General features: G+C 72.7%; 12 protein-coding genes. 8 read left to right on the top strand and 4 right to left on the bottom strand.

Going from position 1 to position 16,455, the window contains the following annotated elements:
• Positions 1–253: 253 nt before the first annotated feature.
• From IE172_RS12965 to hutH, 4 genes are all read left to right on the top strand, one after another.
• Positions 254–1,363, top strand: coding sequence for an adenylate/guanylate cyclase domain-containing protein (locus tag IE172_RS12965; RefSeq protein ID WP_190097327.1), 1,110 nt, complete (start codon positions 254–256; stop codon positions 1,361–1,363).
• An 838-nt stretch (positions 1,364–2,201) separates the two neighbouring features.
• On the top strand, positions 2,202–3,002 hold the full coding sequence (locus tag IE172_RS12960) for an enoyl-CoA hydratase/isomerase family protein (RefSeq protein ID WP_190097326.1): 801 nt from the start codon (positions 2,202–2,204) through the stop codon (positions 3,000–3,002).
• 65 nt (positions 3,003–3,067) lie between these two features.
• A complete protein-coding gene (locus IE172_RS12955; RefSeq protein WP_190097325.1) occupies positions 3,068–4,216 on the top strand; it encodes a GGDEF domain-containing protein in 1,149 nt (382 codons plus the stop codon).
• Positions 4,217–4,291: 75 nt separating this feature from the next.
• On the top strand, positions 4,292–5,830 hold the full coding sequence (hutH, locus tag IE172_RS12950; RefSeq protein ID WP_190097349.1) for a histidine ammonia-lyase: 1,539 nt from the start codon (positions 4,292–4,294) through the stop codon (positions 5,828–5,830).
• Between the two features lie 54 nt (positions 5,831–5,884).
• On the opposite strand, the gene IE172_RS12945 is transcribed toward hutH, so the two are convergent.
• On the bottom strand, positions 5,885–6,208 hold the full coding sequence (locus tag IE172_RS12945) for an LPXTG cell wall anchor domain-containing protein (RefSeq protein ID WP_190097324.1): 324 nt from the start codon (positions 6,206–6,208) through the stop codon (positions 5,885–5,887).
• A gap of 109 nt (positions 6,209–6,317) precedes the next feature.
• On the opposite strand from IE172_RS12945, the gene IE172_RS12940 reads away from it, so the two are divergent.
• From IE172_RS12940 to IE172_RS12930, 3 genes are all read left to right on the top strand, one after another.
• Positions 6,318–6,674 (top strand): hypothetical protein, encoded by a 357-nt coding sequence (locus tag IE172_RS12940; RefSeq protein ID WP_190097323.1) that lies wholly within the window; start codon positions 6,318–6,320, stop codon positions 6,672–6,674.
• A gap of 236 nt (positions 6,675–6,910) precedes the next feature.
• Positions 6,911–8,161, top strand: coding sequence for a L,D-transpeptidase (locus IE172_RS12935; RefSeq protein WP_190097322.1), 1,251 nt, complete (start codon positions 6,911–6,913; stop codon positions 8,159–8,161).
• A gap of 394 nt (positions 8,162–8,555) precedes the next feature.
• The gene (locus tag IE172_RS12930) at positions 8,556–11,813 is read left to right on the top strand and encodes a S8 family peptidase (RefSeq protein WP_190097348.1); all 3,258 of its coding nucleotides are present in this window, start codon (positions 8,556–8,558) and stop codon (positions 11,811–11,813) included.
• Between the two features lie 73 nt (positions 11,814–11,886).
• On the opposite strand, the gene IE172_RS12925 is transcribed toward IE172_RS12930, so the two are convergent.
• The gene (locus IE172_RS12925) at positions 11,887–12,804 is read right to left on the bottom strand and encodes a helix-turn-helix domain-containing protein (protein ID WP_190097321.1); all 918 of its coding nucleotides are present in this window, start codon (positions 12,802–12,804) and stop codon (positions 11,887–11,889) included.
• A gap of 176 nt (positions 12,805–12,980) precedes the next feature.
• On the opposite strand from IE172_RS12925, the gene IE172_RS12920 reads away from it, so the two are divergent.
• Positions 12,981–14,021 carry an NAD(P)-dependent alcohol dehydrogenase gene (locus tag IE172_RS12920; protein WP_190097320.1) on the top strand — a complete coding sequence of 347 codons (1,041 nt, stop codon included), beginning with the start codon at positions 12,981–12,983 and terminating at the stop codon, positions 14,019–14,021.
• Between the two features lie 47 nt (positions 14,022–14,068).
• Here IE172_RS12920 and IE172_RS12915 read toward each other — a convergent pair whose 3' ends face one another.
• Positions 14,069–14,746, bottom strand: a complete 678-nt coding sequence (locus IE172_RS12915) for an SAVMC3_10250 family protein (protein ID WP_190097319.1) — start codon at positions 14,744–14,746, stop codon at positions 14,069–14,071.
• A 34-nt stretch (positions 14,747–14,780) separates the two neighbouring features.
• Positions 14,781–16,388, bottom strand: coding sequence for a translation initiation factor IF-2 N-terminal domain-containing protein (locus tag IE172_RS34455; RefSeq protein ID WP_229885979.1), 1,608 nt, complete (start codon positions 16,386–16,388; stop codon positions 14,781–14,783).
• Positions 16,389–16,455: the final 67 nt, after the last annotated feature.

The following is a 16,455-nucleotide window of genomic DNA, read 5'->3' as shown; positions in this document are numbered from 1 at the left end:
CTCCCGCTCGAGCGAAGCCGGGAGTGGGGGAGGGTGGGCGCGACGGCACCCCGTCGGCGCCGGGCTGCGCGGACACCCCCCGGCCGAGGCCGGCGCCGGGCTCCTGCGGACACCGGTCAGTGGGCCCGTCCCCAGCCGCCGCAGGCCCCCCCGCCCCCCTGGCCCAACCGAACGGAGTGAGCTGGCGCACACCTGCCGTAGAGTTGAGGCCGGTCGATACAGGGCCGTGGCAGATCGGAAGGGCAACAGACGCGTGACCGTCGACGACTCGGGTTCCGGTGCGGACGCGCAGGGCGCCGGCGAGGATCCGCTTGCTCTGCGCCTCGAGCACCTCATTCTGGGTGCCGAGCGCCGCTACACACCGTTTCAGGCGGCCCGCAGCGCCGGCGTCACCATGGAGCTGGCCACCCGCTTCTGGCGGGCCATGGGCTTCGCCGACGTCGGCCAGGCCAAGGCGCTGACGGAGGCCGACGTGCTCGCGCTGCGGCGGCTCGCCGGTCTGGTGGAGGCGGGGCTGCTCAGTGAGGCCATGGCGGTGCAGGTGGCCCGTTCCACCGGGCAGACCACCGCCCGGCTGGCCGAGTGGCAGATCGACTCGTTCCTGGAAGGGCTGACCGAGCCGCCCGAGCCGGGAATGACCCGTACCGAGGTGACGTACCCGATCGTCGAGCTGCTCCTGCCCGAACTGGAGGAGTTCCTGGTCTACGTCTGGCGCCGGCAACTCGCCGCCTCGGCCGGGCGGGTCGTGCAGGCGGCCGACGACGAGGAGATGGTCGACCGGCGGCTGGCCGTCGCCTTCGCGGACCTGGTGGGATTCACGCGGCTGACCCGGCGGATGGAGGAGGAGGAACTCGGCGAGCTGGTCGAGGCCTTCGAGACCACCGCCGCCGACCTGGTCGCCGCACGCGGCGGGCGGCTCATCAAGACGCTGGGCGACGAGGTGCTCTACGCCGCCGACGACGCGGGCACCGCGGCGGAGATCGCGATGCGGCTGATCGAGACCATGGCGAACGACGAGACCATGCCGGAGCTGCGGGTCGGCATGGCGTTCGGCACGGTGACCACCCGGATGGGCGATGTGTTCGGGACGACCGTCAATCTCGCCTCCCGGCTCACCTCCATAGCCCCCCGCGACGCCGTGCTCGTCGACGCCGCGTTCGCCGAGGAACTGATCCGTACCGGTGACGCGCCCGCCTCCGAGGCCGCCGCGGCCGAGGCGGTCGCCACCGCGGAGAAGGAGGGCGAGGAACCGCCGACGTACCGGTTCGCGCTCCAGCCGATGTGGCAGCGGCCGGTGCGTGGGCTCGGCGTGGTGGAGCCCTGGCTGCTCACGCGCCGCGGTGACGCTCCTCCCTCCTCGTAGGCCGTCTTCCTCAGCGGGCCGGTTCGGCGCCCACGCACAGGCCGATGATCGGCACGCACAGGCCCGGAGCGGGCTCGGGGGCAGGCTGGTGCGGGGGAGTGGCCGGTCCGTGGGGCGGGCGCGGGGGCGGTTCCCCGTGCGGGGGCGGTGGCGGGCCGGGAGCGCGGGGTGTGCCGGGAGGTGCGCTCGCCGGGGGTGTGGGGGTCGGCGGGGCCGAGGTTTCCGGGACGGTGGTGGGGATCGGGGGCCGGGTGCTCGTGGGCGGTGGACCGGGTGGGGTGAGAGGGCGTGCGTTCTTGCCGCCCAGGGCTCTCGGGGAGGACGGACTGACCTCCGGGGCCGGTGTCGTCCTCGCCGCGGCGGGTGGGTGCGCGGCCGGCGGAGTGCTCGTGTCCGCGTGCGGGGTGGGGCGGGGGCCCGCCTCCACGCCGATGCCGCCGTCGGGGGCGGACGTCAGCCGGATCAGGGTCACGGCGCCCGCCGCCAGCGCCAGACCGCTCGCGGCCAGCAGCGCCTTGCGGGGGCGGGGCCTGCGGTGACGGCCCCGGGCGGGGAGACGGCCGGTCCGCGTGGGCGGGCCGGCGGTGTGCGGAGCCGGGTCCGCTGATGGTGGTTGCGGTGTCATCGGTGTCCCTCCCCTGCCGCGCGCCCCCGACGCGCCGCGGTGTGCGCACGCTATGGGCTTCCGGGGGCGGGCGGCGCCGGAGTCGACCGGATGTCACTCGAACGGGTGGGCGGGGGGTGACGAGGGAACTGGACGTGCGCCCTTTTCCGGGTGGGCGACGGCTGCGATGATCGGCACGAGCGAAAAGTTAACCCGCGTTAACCGGAGGGTGTCATGAGTGAGGAACGGTTCGGGGAGTTCGTGCTGGTGCGCCGGCACGAGCGGGGGCATGTCGCGGAACTCGTCCTCGACCGGCCCAAGGCCATGAACGCCGTGTCGACGGAGATGGCCCGGTCGATCGCCGGCGCCTGCGCGGCGCTGGGCGAGGACCGTGACGTACGGGCGGTCGTGCTGACCTCGTCGCACGAGCGGGCGTTCTGCGTCGGTGCCGATCTGAAGGAGCGCAACTCCTTCACCGACGCCGACCTGGTGCGGCAGCGGCCCGTGGCCCGCGGGGCGTACACCGGGGTGCTGGAGCTGCCGGTGCCCACGGTGGCCGCCGTGCACGGATTCGCGCTCGGGGGCGGCTTCGAGCTGGCCCTGTCGTGCGATGTGATCGTCGCCGACGGTACGGCGGTGGTGGGGCTGCCGGAGGTGTCCGTCGGAGTGATCCCGGGCGGAGGCGGTACGCAGCTGCTGCCCCGCAGAGTGGGGGCGGCGCGGGCCGCCGAGCTGATCTTCACCGCGCGTCGGGTGGAGGCCGGTGAGGCGCGGGAGCTGGGGCTGATCGACCAGTTGGTCGAGGAGGGGCGGGACCGGGAGGAGGCGCTGGCCATGGCGGCCCGGATCGCCGCGAACTCGCCGGTGGGGCTGCGGGCGGCCAAGCGGGCCCTGCGGCTCGGGCACGGGCTGGATCTGCCCGCGGGCCTCGAGGTCGAGGACGGCGCCTGGCGGTCCGTGGCGTTCTCGGGGGACCGGGCGGAGGGGGTCGCCGCCTTCAACGAGAAGCGCAAGCCGGAGTGGCCCGGGGAGTAGGGGAGGCGCCTCTCGTTCACCTGCTCGATGTCCCGGTTCGGGTGGAATCTCCCTAATCTGGGTCCATGGGTGAGGACAGCCGGCTGGCGGCCGTGGTGGCGCTGGCGCAGGGCATGGCCGCCGCGCACGGTTCGCGGGAGGCCTGGCGGGCCGCGGCCTGTGGGGCCTGCCGGGCGCTGGGCGGGAGTTTCGCCGCCCTGTCGGTGTGGGAGCGGGAGCTCGGGCGGCTCCGGGTGCTGGTGAACGTCGGGGAGCTGGCTGAGGGGGAGGAGGAATTCCCGGAGGACGAGTCCTATCCGGTGCATCAGTTCGCCGAGATCACCGAGTTCCTGCACGAGCGGTGGGCGGGGGGTGGTGAACCCGACGCCTGGGTGGAGACCGCCGAGGGGGCCTCGGAGGAGCGGACGGAGTACTGCCATCAGCGGGTCGCGGCCCTCAGGCGGCGCGGGCGCGGATGCTGTGTGGTCGCGCCGATCGTGCTGCACGGGCGGGCGTGGGGCGAGCTGTATGTGGCCCGGCCGGCCGGTGCGCCCGTCTTCGGGCGGGGTGACGCCGACTTCGCGATCGTCCTGGCGGCCGTGGTGGCGGCGGGGATCGCGCAGACCGAGCGGCTGGAGGAGGCGCGGCGGCTGGCGTTCACGGACGCGCTGACCGGACTGGCCAACCGGCGTGCCGTGGACGCCCGGCTCGACGAGGCGGTGGAGCGGCACCGGCGCGACGGGGCCGTGGTCAGCCTGGTGGTGTGCGATCTGAACGGGCTGAAGCGGGTCAACGACACCCTGGGGCATGCCGTGGGGGACCGGCTGCTGGAGCGGTTCGGGAGCGTGCTGTCGCTGTGCGGGGCCATGCTGCCCGGTGCCCTCGCCGCGCGGCTCGGCGGGGACGAGTTCTGCCTGCTGGTGGTGGGGCCGTCGGCCGACGCGGTCGTCAAGGCCGCCGACGAGGTGTGCCGGCGGGCCGAGGAACTGGGGATCGGGGACGGCGTGGCGTGCGGCGTTGCCTCCACCGAGGATCCCATCGGACCGGTGCACACCGCCCGGCGGTTGTTCCGGCTGGCCGACGCGGCGCAGTACCGGGCGAAGGCCGAGCGGGCCGCGCGTCCCGTGGTGGCCGGGCGGGAGGGGCCGGACGACGCCGTGATGCGGCTGGCGGACGAGCCGTCGCGGGAGCGGGACGGGGAGCGGCGGCGGTTCCGGGGACGTCATTCTCCGTAGCGCACCGGTAAGGGGCGCGGGACGGATCGAGGGGTGACATCGCGGCATTCACTGCGTACGCTCCTGAATATGGATATGCACACTGTGGTGGTGGGGACATCCGGCGTGACCGCGTCCGACGTGCTCGCCGTGGCGCGCGGCGGCGCCCGCGTCGAACTGTCCGCGGAGGCGGTGGCCGCCCTCGCCGCGTCGCGCGAGGTCGTGGACGCCCTGGCCGCCAAGCCGGAACCCGTCTACGGGGTGAGCACCGGCTTCGGCGCCCTGGCGACCCGGCACATCAGCCCCGAGCTCCGCGCCCGGCTCCAGCGCAACATCGTCCGCTCGCACGCCGCGGGGATGGGGCCGCGGGTGGAGCGGGAGGTCGTCCGGGCGCTGATGTTCCTGCGGCTGAAGACCGTCTGCTCGGGGCGCACCGGCGTCCGCCCCGAGGTCGCGCGGACCATGGCCGACGTGCTGAACGCCGGGATCACCCCGGTCGTCCACGAGTACGGTTCCCTCGGCTGCTCCGGCGACCTGGCCCCGCTGTCCCACTGCGCCCTCACCCTGATGGGCGAGGGGGACGCGGAGGGGCCCGACGGGAGCGTGCGGCCGGCCGGTGAACTGCTGGCCGAGCACGGCATCCGGCCCGTCGAACTGCGCGAGAAGGAAGGGCTCGCCCTCCTCAACGGCACCGACGGCATGCTCGGCATGCTGGTCATGGCCCTCGCCGACCTGGACCTCCTCTACAGGTCCGCCGACGTCACGGCGGCCCTGAGCCTGGAGGCGCTGCTCGGCACCGACAAGGTGCTCGCCCCCGAGCTGCACGCCATCCGCCCGCACCCGGGGCAGGCCGCCAGCGCCGCCAACATGCTCGCCGTGCTGAGGGACTCCGGGCTGACGGGACATCACCAGGACGACGCGCCACGGGTCCAGGACGCCTACTCGGTGCGCTGCGCCCCGCAGGTCGCGGGCGCCGGACGGGACACCCTCGCCCATGCCCGGCTGGTCGCGGAACGCGAACTCGCCGCGGCCGTGGACAATCCGGTGGTGCTGCCCGGGGGGCGGGTGGAGTCCAACGGGAACTTCCACGGGGCGCCGGTCGCCTACGTCCTGGACTTCCTCGCCATCGCCGTCGCCGACCTCGCCTCCATCGCCGAACGCCGCACCGACCGGCTGCTGGACAAGAACCGCAGCCACGGGCTGCCGCCGTTCCTCGCCGACGACCCGGGCGTCGACTCCGGGCTGATGATCGCTCAGTACACGCAGGCCGCACTGGTCAGTGAGCTGAAGCGGCTCGCCGTACCGGCCTCGGCGGACTCGATCCCGTCCTCCGCGATGCAGGAGGACCACGTGTCCATGGGCTGGTCGGCGGCCCGCAAACTCCGTACGGCCGTCGACAACCTCACCCGGGTCGTGGCCGTGGAACTGTACGCCGCCACGCGGGCCGTGGAGCTGAGGGAGGGACTGACACCGGCTCCGGCGACGCGGGCCGTCATCGAGGCCCTGCGGGAAGCGGGGGTGGACGGCCCGGGTCCGGACCGGTATCTGGCCCCCGACCTCGCGGCCGCGGCCGCGTTCGTGCGGGACGGGCGGCTGGTCGCGGCCGTGGAGAAGGTCACCGGGCCGCTGCGCTGACCCCGACGGACCCCGCGGCCGGGACGGACGCGGGGCCCGCCCGGTCACCGGGCCCTAGAAGTCCAGCCGTTCCCTGCGCACCGAGTAGACGACGAAGCCGGCGCCGAGCGCGAGACTGGCCGTGCCGCCGATGACGTAGGGGGTGCTGTCGAAGCTGCCGGTGTCCGCGAGGCGTACGTCCTGGCCGGTGCCCTCCAGGGAGGCCGACGTGCCGGACACCACTCTCGCCTGCTCGGTGACCCGTGGGGACGGACTCGCCGACAGCGTGTCGGTCACGGGGGTGTCCGACGACGCGTTGGCGGAGGGGACGAACCACAGGGCGCACAGCAGGGTGCCCGCGGCGGTGGCGGTCAGCAACGGACGGAGCGCGGATGACACGGAATATCGATCCCCTTGTGGCGCTGGCGAATTGGCCGTGTGGTGCGATGTTAATGAAAGGCGCGGGTCACAGGAAAGTCACGGGAGCCGGAAGCCGTACGCTCCGCTTATGAGCACACCAGAGACATCACGGTTTGTCCGGCTTCGCGTAGAACTCGTCCTCCAGGTCGACGACGAGGAGGCGGTGACCGGGGCCGCACTGCAGCGGATCGCCGAGGAGGGCGATATGCCGGCCGGGGAACGGGTACACGCCGAGAGCGCTGTGACGGAGGACTCCGCGGAGGCGCTCGCGTACCTGGTGGACCCGTTCAGCCTGGTCGGCGAGGTGCCGGGGGTCGAACTCCTGCAGGCCTCCTGGAGCAGCGAGCAGATCGACTACGACCCGGACTCGCCGGAGTGGGACCTCGACGAGGAGGACGGCGACGAGTCCTACGACACGGAGGACGGGGCGGAGCGGGCAGGCTGAGGCGACTTGGGGAAATCGTGACCCCGCGCGGCAACCGCCGCCGGGGTCACGACGTCTCAACTGGAGCACAGGCCGCCGTTTTCGCCGTTCGCCCCCGCGGACGTGGTGAGCCCCACATCCGTGGGCCATGGGGAACCGGATCACCCGGTCGTAGCGTTGATGGTTGTGACGAGGTCTCTAGGCTTCGCGCCGGGGACTCGTGGGGTTGGGATTCGGCAACGATGGAGAAGCGTGTGATGACGGACGGTAAGCGGCGCAGGCGTCTGGCGGCCGCGTCCGCTCTGCTCGGCGGAGTGCTGGTGCTCTCGGCGTGTTCCGGCGGAGACGACGGTGCTTCGGGCGGCGACGGCAAGGACACCTCGCAGGCCCAGGTCGACGAGGCGGCGGCGAAGAAGTCCTCCGAGGCGCAGATCAAGATCACGCCGAAGGACGGCTCGAACAACGCCTCCATCAACAACTCCGCGGCCGTCACGGTGAGCAAGGGCACCTTGACCGAGGTGAAGATGACCACCTCCGAGGGCACCGCCGTCGAGGGTGAGATATCCGCGGACAAGAAGAGCTGGAAGCCCAGCGCCCAGCTCGAGCGCGCCACCACCTACAAGGTGACGGCCACCGCCCAGGACTCCGAGGGGCTCGCCGCCCACGAGAACGCGACCTTCACCACCGTCTCCCAGGGCAACAGCTTCATCGGCAACTTCACCCCGGACAACGGCACCACGGTCGGCGTCGGCATGCCCGTGTCGATCAACTTCGACAAGGCGATCACCAACAAGGCCGCCGTCCAGAAGGGCGTCACCGTCTCCACCACCAGCGGCCAGGAGGTCGCCTGTCACTGGTTCGGCGCCAACCGCATGGACTGCCGGCCCGACGAGTACTGGCAGGAGGGCTCCACCGTCACCCTGAAGCTGGCGCTCGACGGTGTCGAGGGCGCCCAGGGCGTCTACGGCGTGCAGCAGAAGACGGTCACCTTCAAGATCGGCCGCAACCAGGTCTCCTACGTCGACGCCAAGACCAAGCAGATGAAGGTGACGCAGGACGGCAAGACCGTCCGCACCATCCCGATCTCCGCCGGGGCGCCCGAGAACAAGACGTACGAGGGCCAGATGGTGATCTCCGAGAAGTTCAAGGAGACCCGGATGAACGGCGCGACGGTCGGCTTCACCGACGACGACGGCAAGGGCGAGTACGACATCAAGGACGTGCCGCACGCCATGCGTCTGAGCACCTCCGGCACCTTCATCCACGGCAACTACTGGGGCGCCAAGTCCATCTTCGGCAGCGTCAACACCAGCCACGGCTGCATCGGCCTGGCCGACGCCAAGGGCGCCGGCGACCCGAACACGCCCGGTTCCTGGTTCTACGACAACTCGATCGTCGGTGACGTGGTCGTCGTCCAGAACACCGGCGACAAGACCATCGCCCCGGACAACGGCCTCAACGGCTGGAACATGAGCTGGGAGCAGTGGAAGGCGGGCTCGGCGGTCTGACGCCTCCCTCCGGACACGGAGCACCCACACCCCACGTGACCGATGCCCTCGTCCCCTCCTCCGGGAGCGGACGGGGGCATCGTCCGTTTCCCGCACTGCCGCCCGCTCTTTACGGTGTCGAGAGGTCAACCCCGCGATCGTGTAACGGAGTCACGGCGGTGGCGTTACAGCCGCCCGGCGACTTCGGCACCCCCTCCGGCAGTGGTTGAGCGGCTTGATCACCCCTCGGCATACTGCGTGACCCGGGGGGTGCGCGCATGCGTACGAGACCACCCCCGGCCGGGTGACGGTGCTTCGCCCGGCAACTCCGCTAGGGGGAACCTTGCGCAGACAAGTGAAGAGGGCGGGCGCGGCCGCGGTCGCCACGGCCACGGCGGTGGCGCTGGCGGCGGGCATGGCCGGGCCGGCGTCGGCGAACGGGGAACACGTGCCCGCCGGTTCGGCCCCGGGGGCGTCCGAACCGGTGGCCAAGGACCGGATCACGCTGATCACCGGCGACCGAGTCGTGGTGGACGCCGAGGGCCGCGCCGTCGGACTGGAGCGGGCGAAGGGGCGGGAACACATACCCGTCCAGGTCCGCGAGGTCGACGGCCACACCCTCGTGCTGCCGGTGGACGCCGGCCGGCTGATCGCGAGCGGCAAGCTCGACCAACGGCTGTTCGACATCACCGAGTTGAGGAAATCCGCGGCCCGCGGCACGCAGCAGCGGGGCCTGAAGGTCATCGTCGGCTACAAGGGCGTGGCGGCCGCCGCCAAGGCGGAGGTCCGCGAGGCGGGCACGGTCCGCCGGACCCTGAAGTCCCTCAACGCCGAAGCGGTGCAGACCCCGCACGAGGAGGCGCCCGCGCTGTGGGACGCCCTCACCGACGGGGACACGACCGCCTCCGGTGTCGCCCACGTGTGGCTCGACGGAGTCCGCAAGGCCTCCCTCGACACGTCCGTGGCGCAGATCGGCACCCCCAAGGCGTGGGCGGCCGGTTACGACGGCACGGGCGTCAGGATCGCCGTCCTGGACACCGGCGTCGACGCCACCCACCCGGACCTCAAGGGCCAGGTGACCGCGGCCAAGAACTTCACCTCCGCGCCCACCGCGGGCGACAAGGTCGGCCACGGCACCCACGTCGCGTCCATCGCGGCCGGCACGGGCGCCCGGTCCAAGGGCACGTACAAGGGTGTCGCGCCCGGCGCGAAGGTCCTCAGCGGCAAGGTCCTCGACGACTCCGGCTCCGGCGACGACTCCGGCATCCTCGCCGGAATGGAGTGGGCGGCCGCGCAGGGCGCCGACGTCGTCAACCTGAGCCTGGGCGGCATGGACACCGCCGAGGTCGACCCGCTGGAGGCGGCGGTCAACAAACTGTCCGCCGAGAAGGGCATCCTGTTCGCCATCGCCGCCGGCAACGAGGGCCCGCAGTCCGTCGGTTCGCCGGGCAGCGCGGACGCCGCCCTCACCGTCGGTGCCGTCGACGGCAAGGACAGGCTCGCCGACTTCTCCTCCACCGGCCCCCGCGTCGGCGACGGCGCCGTCAAACCGGACGTCACCGCCCCCGGCGTGGACATCACGGCCGCCTCGGCGAAGGGCAACGACATCGCCAGGGAGGTCGGCGAGAAGCCGGCCGGCTACCTGACCATCTCCGGTACGTCGATGGCGACCCCGCACGTCGCGGGCGCGGCCGCGCTGTTGAAGCAGCAGCACCCCACGTGGACCTCGGCCGAACTGAAGGGCGCGCTCACCGGTTCCGCCAAGGGCGGCGCCTACACGCCGTTCGAGCAGGGCTCCGGGCGGATCCAGGTCGACCGGGCCGTCCAGCAGACCGTGATCGCCGAACCGGTGTCGCTGAGCTTCGGCACCCAGCAGTGGCCGCACCACGACGACAAGCCCGACACCAAGCAGGTCACCTACCGCAACCTCGGCACCGAGGACGTCACCCTCAAGCTGACGTCGACCGCCACGAACCCCCAGGGCAAGGCGGCCCCGGCCGGCTTCTTCACGCTGGGCGCCACCACGGTGACCGTCCCGGCGGGCGGCACGGCGTCCGTGGACCTCACCGTCGACACCAGGCTCGGCGGCACCGTCGACGGCGCCTACTCGGCGTACGTGGTCGCGACGGGCGGCGGGCAGAGCGTGCGCACGGCGGCCGCGGTGCAGCGCGAGGTCGAGTCGTACGACCTGACGCTGAAGTTCCTCGACCGCGCGGGACGGCCGACGGCGGACCACGTCGCCGGTCTGGTCGGCATGTCCGGCCTGGGCGCCGGACAGTGGTCCCAGATCCACGACGCCGACGGCACCGCCACCGTCCGTATGCCCAGGGGCGGTTACGTCCTGGACGCCGGCATCCTCGTCGGCTCCGACCCGGAGAGGTTCGAGGGCGCCGACTGGATCGCCCAGCCGAAGCTGGACCTGACCAGGAACACGGCGATCACGCTCGACGCCCGCAAGGCCAAGCCGGTGAGCATCACCGTGCCGGCCAAGTCGGCCAGGCCGGAGTTCGCCTCGGCCGGCTACACCGTCGACACGCCGGACGCCTCCATGACCTTCTCCTGGTGGCTGGATTCGTACGCCGGCTTCCGCTCCCTGCACCTCGGTCCGCAGATCACCGACGGCTCGCTGCACCAGCAGTGGGACGCGCACTGGAGCAAGGGCGCCAAGGAGCAGTACGACACCGTCGCCGGGGCCAGGGTGAAGAAGCTCGCCACCGGCTACACCCGGCACTACAGGGCGGGCGAGTTCGCCACGGTGAACGTGGGCATGGGCGCGGCGGCGAAGGGCAAGAAGGGAATCGTCGGCGCGGCCGGCTGGCTGCCCGGAGGCGGCAGCGCCTCCTCGATCGGCGTGCCGCAGGCGCTGCCCGGCACCCGCACGCTGTTCCTGTCCACCATGGGCGGGGTGAAGTGGGACCTCGACTTCACACAGCTGGGCGGGGTCGACGCGGACGGCTGGCCGGTCGCCGACGCCGCGTACATCGTCGGCACGCAGATGGGCGTGAAGGCCGGCAAGAAGTACGCGCAGACCGTGAACACGGCCGTCTTCGGCCCCAGTCTGAGCGCCGGCACCGGCCTCTTCCGCGACGGCAACAGCATCACGGGGTCCCTGCCGCTGTTCGCCGACGGCAAGGGCCACTTCGGCCTCTCGGAGATCTCCTCGGCCACCACCACCCTCTACCGCAACGGCAAGAAGGCCGGCTCGCACGACGACCCGCTGCTCGGCGACAAGGAGTTCACGGTCCCCGCCGGGGACGCCGCGTACCAGCTGACCACCTCGGTCAGGCGCGCCGCGAAGGTCGCCGCCGCGTCCACGCGGATCGACGCGAGCTGGACCTTCCGCTCCAAGAAGACCGCCCACCTCACGCAGCTGCCCGCCTCCACGGCCCGCTTCCACGCGGTCACGGGACTGGACAGCAGGGCGAAGGCCGGCCAGAAGGTCACCGTTCCGGTCACCGTGGAGGGTGCCGCCCGGGGCAGGAACCTCAGGTCCCTGACGGTCCACGTGTCCTACGACCACGGCAGGACCTGGAAGAAGACCACGGTCACGAAGGGCAAGATCACCGTCAGGAACCCGGCGAAGGGGAAGGCCATCTCCTTCCGGGCCCAGATCGCCGACAAGAAGGGCAACAAGTCGACGATCAGCATCTACAACGCCTACTACGGCAAGTAGACGCCGCGACGGGGACGGCCCGCCGGAAGCAGTACGCCCGGCGGGCCGTTCCGCACGTCCGGGGCGCCCCGTCTCACGGAGCCGCCCGGTCCGCCCCCGGCCGCGTCGCGTCCGCGCCCCAGCTGGCCAGCAGCCGCAGGGCCTCCGCCGACCGCGAACCCGGCTCCGCGAAGTACGTGACCAGCGACTGCTCGGAGCCCTCACCGGCCGGGCGGAACGACTCCCACAGCAGCGTCAGCCCACCCACCAGCGGATGCCGCATCCGCTTGACGCCGTGGCTCTTCTCCTTGACGTCGTGCGCGGCCCACAGCCTGCGGAACTCCTCGCTCTTGACGGACAGCTCACCGACCAGTGCGACCAGTTGGGGGTCGTCGGGACGGCGGCCCGCGTCCATGCGCAGATAGGCGACCATGTCGGACGCCTTCTGGTCCCACTCCATGAACAGGTCCCGGTAGTCCGGATCCAGGAACACCAGCCGCGCCCAGTTCCGCTCCTGCGCCGGCATCCGGCCCCAGTCGCCGAAGAGCGCCGCCGCCATCCTGTTCCAGGCGAGGATCTCCGAACGCCGGCCCACGACGTACGCCGGGACGGTGTCCATCGACTCCAGCAGCTGCCGCAGCGCCGGGCGGACCTGCTCGGTGCGCGGCGCCTGCTTCCTCCGGTGCCGCTTCGGCTTCGCCAGATGCGTCAGATGGGCGCGCTCGGCGTCGGTGAGCCGCAGGGCGCGGGCGATCGAGTCGAGCACCTCCGCCGACACGTTCCGCCCGTTGCCCTGCTCCAGGCGCGTGTAGTACGCCACGGACACCCCGGCCAGCTGCGCCAGCTCCTCGCGGCGCAGGCCCGGGACCCGGCGGTGGCGTCCGAAGTCCGGCAGACCGACGTCCTCCGGCTTCAGCCGGGCCCGCCGGGTCCGCAGGAACTCGCTGAGCTCCGCACGCGGGTCGAGGCCGCCGCTCGCGGGACCGGCCGGGCCGGTGTGCTGCTCGTCCATGCCGTCCAGTATTCCCGGTCGTACGCCCAGCAGGCTGTCCCCGCCAGTGGTACGCACAGCCAACGTAGGCAGAGCCGTGGGCTGGGTGGGTCGCGCGCGTTGCCGCAGGCTGGAGGCCGTGCCCGGCCGGACAGAAGCCGGCCGGGCCCACGACCCCACGAGGAGAGAACCCCGGCATGAGCACTGTTGCCGCGTACGCCGCGCCCGCCGCCAAGGCTCCGCTCGAGCGGACGACCATCGAGCGGCGCGAGGTCGGCGAGCACGACGTCCTGATCGACATCAAGTTCGCGGGCATCTGCCACTCCGACATCCACCAGGCCCGTGAGGGCTGGGGCGAGGCGATCTTCCCGATGGTGCCCGGACACGAGATCGCCGGCGTGGTGTCGCAGGTCGGCCCCGGCGTCACCCGGTTCGCCGTCGGCGACCGGGTCGGCGTCGGCTGCATGGTCGACTCCTGCCGCGAGTGCGACAACTGCCGGGCGGGCAGGGAGCAGTACTGCGCCGCCGGCATGACCGGCACCTACAACGCCCTCGACCGCGACGGCGAGCCCACCTACGGCGGTTACGCGCAGACGATCGTCGTCGACGAGAACTACGTCCTGCGCATCCCCGACGGCCTGTCCCTCGACGTCGCCGCACCCCTGCTGTGCGCCGGCATCACCACGTACTCCCCGCTGAAGCGCTGGGGCGCGGGTCCCGGCAGGAAGGTCGCCGTCGTCGGCATGGGCGGCCTCGGCCACCTGGCCGTGAAGATCGCGCACGCGCTGGGCGCCGAGGTGACGGTGCTGTCGCAGTCCCTGCGCAAGCAGGACGACGGTCTGCGGCTCGGCGCCGACCACTACCGGGCCACCTCCGACCCGAAGACCTTCGAGGAGCTGCGCGGCACCTTCGACCTGGTGGTGTCGACCGTGTCGGCCCCGCTGGACCTCGACGCCCACCTGTCCCTGCTGGGGACGGAGGGCACGCTGGCCAACGTGGGCGCGCCCGAGGAGCCCGTCTCCCTCAACCTGTTCTCGTTGATCGGCGGCGGCCGGTCCCTCGCGGGCTCGCAGATCGGCGGCATCGCCGAGACGCAGGAGATGCTGGACTTCTGCGCCGCGCACGGCATCGGCGCCGAGATCGAACTGATCGCCGCGTCCGAGATCAACGAGGCGTACGAGCGGGTCCTGGACAGCGACGTCCGCTACCGCTTCGTGATCGACACGGCGACGATCTGACGCGGGCGGGCCACGGCCCCGGGCGAGCCGGGGCCCTTCGGGCTGGCTCAGTCGTACTCCACGTAGAGCGGGCTGGCCACGATCAGTCCCGGGCCGTCGCCGCCGGTGAATCCGGTGGTGACGCGCGCGTAGCCGCGCATGGCTGCCGCGGTCTCGGGGTGCGTCCGGGCGTCGATGCGCTCCAGCAGGCCGCGCAACGCCGTGATCAGCGACGGCCGCCGCCCGTTCGCCCCGGCGCCGAGATCGTCGGAGAGGGCGGCGAGGAGCGCCCCGGGGGCGCTGGCGTCGGAGCCGATGAGGTCGCGCACGAGCTCACCGGATTCCGGCGTCCCGTCGGTGACCCGCGGCAGCAGTCCCGTGATCAGGTGCTCGGCGGAGCCGTGCAGCAGCAGCCGTACGGTGCGGTCCCGCGCCGGTGTGTCCGCGAAGAACACCATGGCCGGGTCGACGCTCTCCAGGGCGAAGTAGTTCAGCGGCGCTTCGAAGGCGACCCACTGGCCCGGCCGCAGGCCCTCTTCCGCGTACCAGCGCGCCGACTCCTCGATACGGCGGACGACGCGCGTGAGGTGTCTGCCCCTGAGGTCGGGTCCGGCTCCGGGCGGGGGATCCACCTCCACGCCGCCGAACGGCGTGGAGAAGCTGACCCGCTGGCGGGGCCAGACGGACCGGAGTCCGGGCAGAAACTGCGAGAGCTTCCGGTCGGACAGGTAGATCACTTCCTGCACTCCTGCTCCGTTCGTCAGAAGTCGGGGGACCGCTTCACACGTCCTGCAGACCGAGGAACTCGAACGCGGCCGTCGGCAGCAGCTCCGACGGCCGGTACATCCCGTCCGGTCCCGGTTCCATGTCGCGCGCGATCCGGGCCAGCAGTTCCCCCAGATCGGGACGTTCCGCGGGGTTCCGGCGCAGGCACTGCGCGACGACGCCGGAGAACGCCTCCGGCACACCGCTGAGGTCGGGGTCGTCGCCCTGCATGCGCATCATCACCGAGAGGGGGTTGCTGCCCGGGTAGGGGCTGTGCCCGGTGGCGGCGAAGACCAGCACCGCCCCCAGGGCGTACACGTCGCTGGCGGGCGTCACCTTCCGGGCGTCCGCCGCCTGCTCGGGCGACATGTAGGCGGGGGTGCCCAGCGTGGTGTGGGCGACCGTCAGTTTGCTCGCCGCCACCGCGGCGGCCAGGGCGAGACCGAAGTCGATCACCCGCAGGCCGTCGACGCCCACCAGCACGTTGGAGGGCTTGAGGTCCCGGTGCACGATGGCGGCGGCGTGCACGGACCGGAGCGCCTCGACCAGCTGGGCGGCGACCCAGCGCAGGGCGTCGAGGGGCAGCGGACCGCACGCGTCGACCAGGTCCTGGAGGGAGGGAGCGGAGACGTAGGCGGTGGCCAGCCAGGGGATGTCCCCGGTGGTGTCCGCGTCCACGACGGGTGGTGCGTAGAAGCCGTTCACGCCCCGGGCCGCGGCGACCTCCCGCTGGAAGCGCTTGCGGAACTCCGGGTCGTCGGCCAGCTCCTCCTTGACGACCTTGATCGCGAGCAGCCGTCCGGCCAGGGACTGGCCGAGGAACACCCGGCCCATGGACCCGCTCCCGATCCGCCGCAGGACGGTGTACGGCCCCACCGTCCGCGGGTCGAAGGACTGCAGGGGCTTCCAGCGGGAGGTGGGGTCCCACTCGTGGTGCTGCGGCCGGAGCACCGAGCCGGCCGGAGGGTCCGCCGCCGGCCGGGGCCCCGGCCGGGACGGGACCGAGCGCTGCTCCGGCATGCGCTCCCGCGCGGCGGGCGGCAACCCCTGGAGCCCGGGTCGCGCGGCACGGCCCCCGGCGACGGGCTCGGGGGCCGGCCGGGGGAAGGCGTCCGCCGGCGACGGCACGCGGATGCCGGGCGAGGGCGGCGGTACCTGCGGGGTGGCCGCGGGCGGTGGTGCCTGTGGGGTGGCCTGTGGGGTGGCCGTGGGCACGGAGTGCGGCGGCGCGGCCGTGGGGGCCGGGGGAGCGGGCTCGGGCGGCCGGGCGCTCACCGGTCCGGTGGGCGGCTTCCGGCGGGCCTCGGCGAACTCCAGGCGCAGCCGCCCGCCGAGACGCGGCGGCAGCCGGTCCCCGGCGCGGAACGTGGCGGCCGTCCGCCGGTGGACCTCCGTGAGCAGGACGTCCACCGGCATGTCCAGTTCCGCGGCGAGTGCCTCGACGGTCACGGCCGGGCCCTGCCGCGCGGCGCCGAGGGCGCCCGCCAGCTCACGGACGGCCGGTGCTTCGACGCGTGAGGAGGCCGACCGCACGGCATGGCCCAGTTCGCGCAGCGTGGCCATCACGACCTTGCTCTCGACCCCGAACTCCTCGGCCAGTTCGTAGACCCGTACGTTCGCCACACTCGACTCCTCGACCGGAGGCCCGGACCGTCCTCACAGGGAGCAAGACTATGTGGCCGGATGGGGT

The organism is Streptomyces griseoflavus (assembly GCF_014649995.1).
GTDB classification, from domain to species: Bacteria; Actinomycetota; Actinomycetes; order Streptomycetales; family Streptomycetaceae; genus Streptomyces; species Streptomyces griseoflavus.
This window is presented reverse-complemented; position numbering and strand designations above follow the sequence as displayed.

What these genes read in the sequence shown, in the direction of transcription:
- IE172_RS12960 (WP_190097326.1), top strand. Translation starts at nt 2,202, where the DNA reads ATGAGTGAGGAACGGTTCGGGGAGTTCGTGCTGGTGCGCCGGCACGAG.
- IE172_RS12955 (WP_190097325.1), top strand. Translation starts at nt 3,068, where the DNA reads ATGGGTGAGGACAGCCGGCTGGCGGCCGTGGTGGCGCTGGCGCAGGGC.
- hutH (WP_190097349.1), top strand. Translation starts at nt 4,292, where the DNA reads ATGCACACTGTGGTGGTGGGGACATCCGGCGTGACCGCGTCCGACGTG.
- IE172_RS12940 (WP_190097323.1), top strand. Translation starts at nt 6,318, where the DNA reads ATGAGCACACCAGAGACATCACGGTTTGTCCGGCTTCGCGTAGAACTC.
- IE172_RS12935 (WP_190097322.1), top strand. Translation starts at nt 6,911, where the DNA reads ATGACGGACGGTAAGCGGCGCAGGCGTCTGGCGGCCGCGTCCGCTCTG.
- IE172_RS12930 (WP_190097348.1), top strand. Translation starts at nt 8,556, where the DNA reads ATGGCCGGGCCGGCGTCGGCGAACGGGGAACACGTGCCCGCCGGTTCG.
- IE172_RS12925 (WP_190097321.1), bottom strand. Translation starts at nt 12,804, where the DNA reads ATGGACGAGCAGCACACCGGCCCGGCCGGTCCCGCGAGCGGCGGCCTC.
- IE172_RS12920 (WP_190097320.1), top strand. Translation starts at nt 12,981, where the DNA reads ATGAGCACTGTTGCCGCGTACGCCGCGCCCGCCGCCAAGGCTCCGCTC.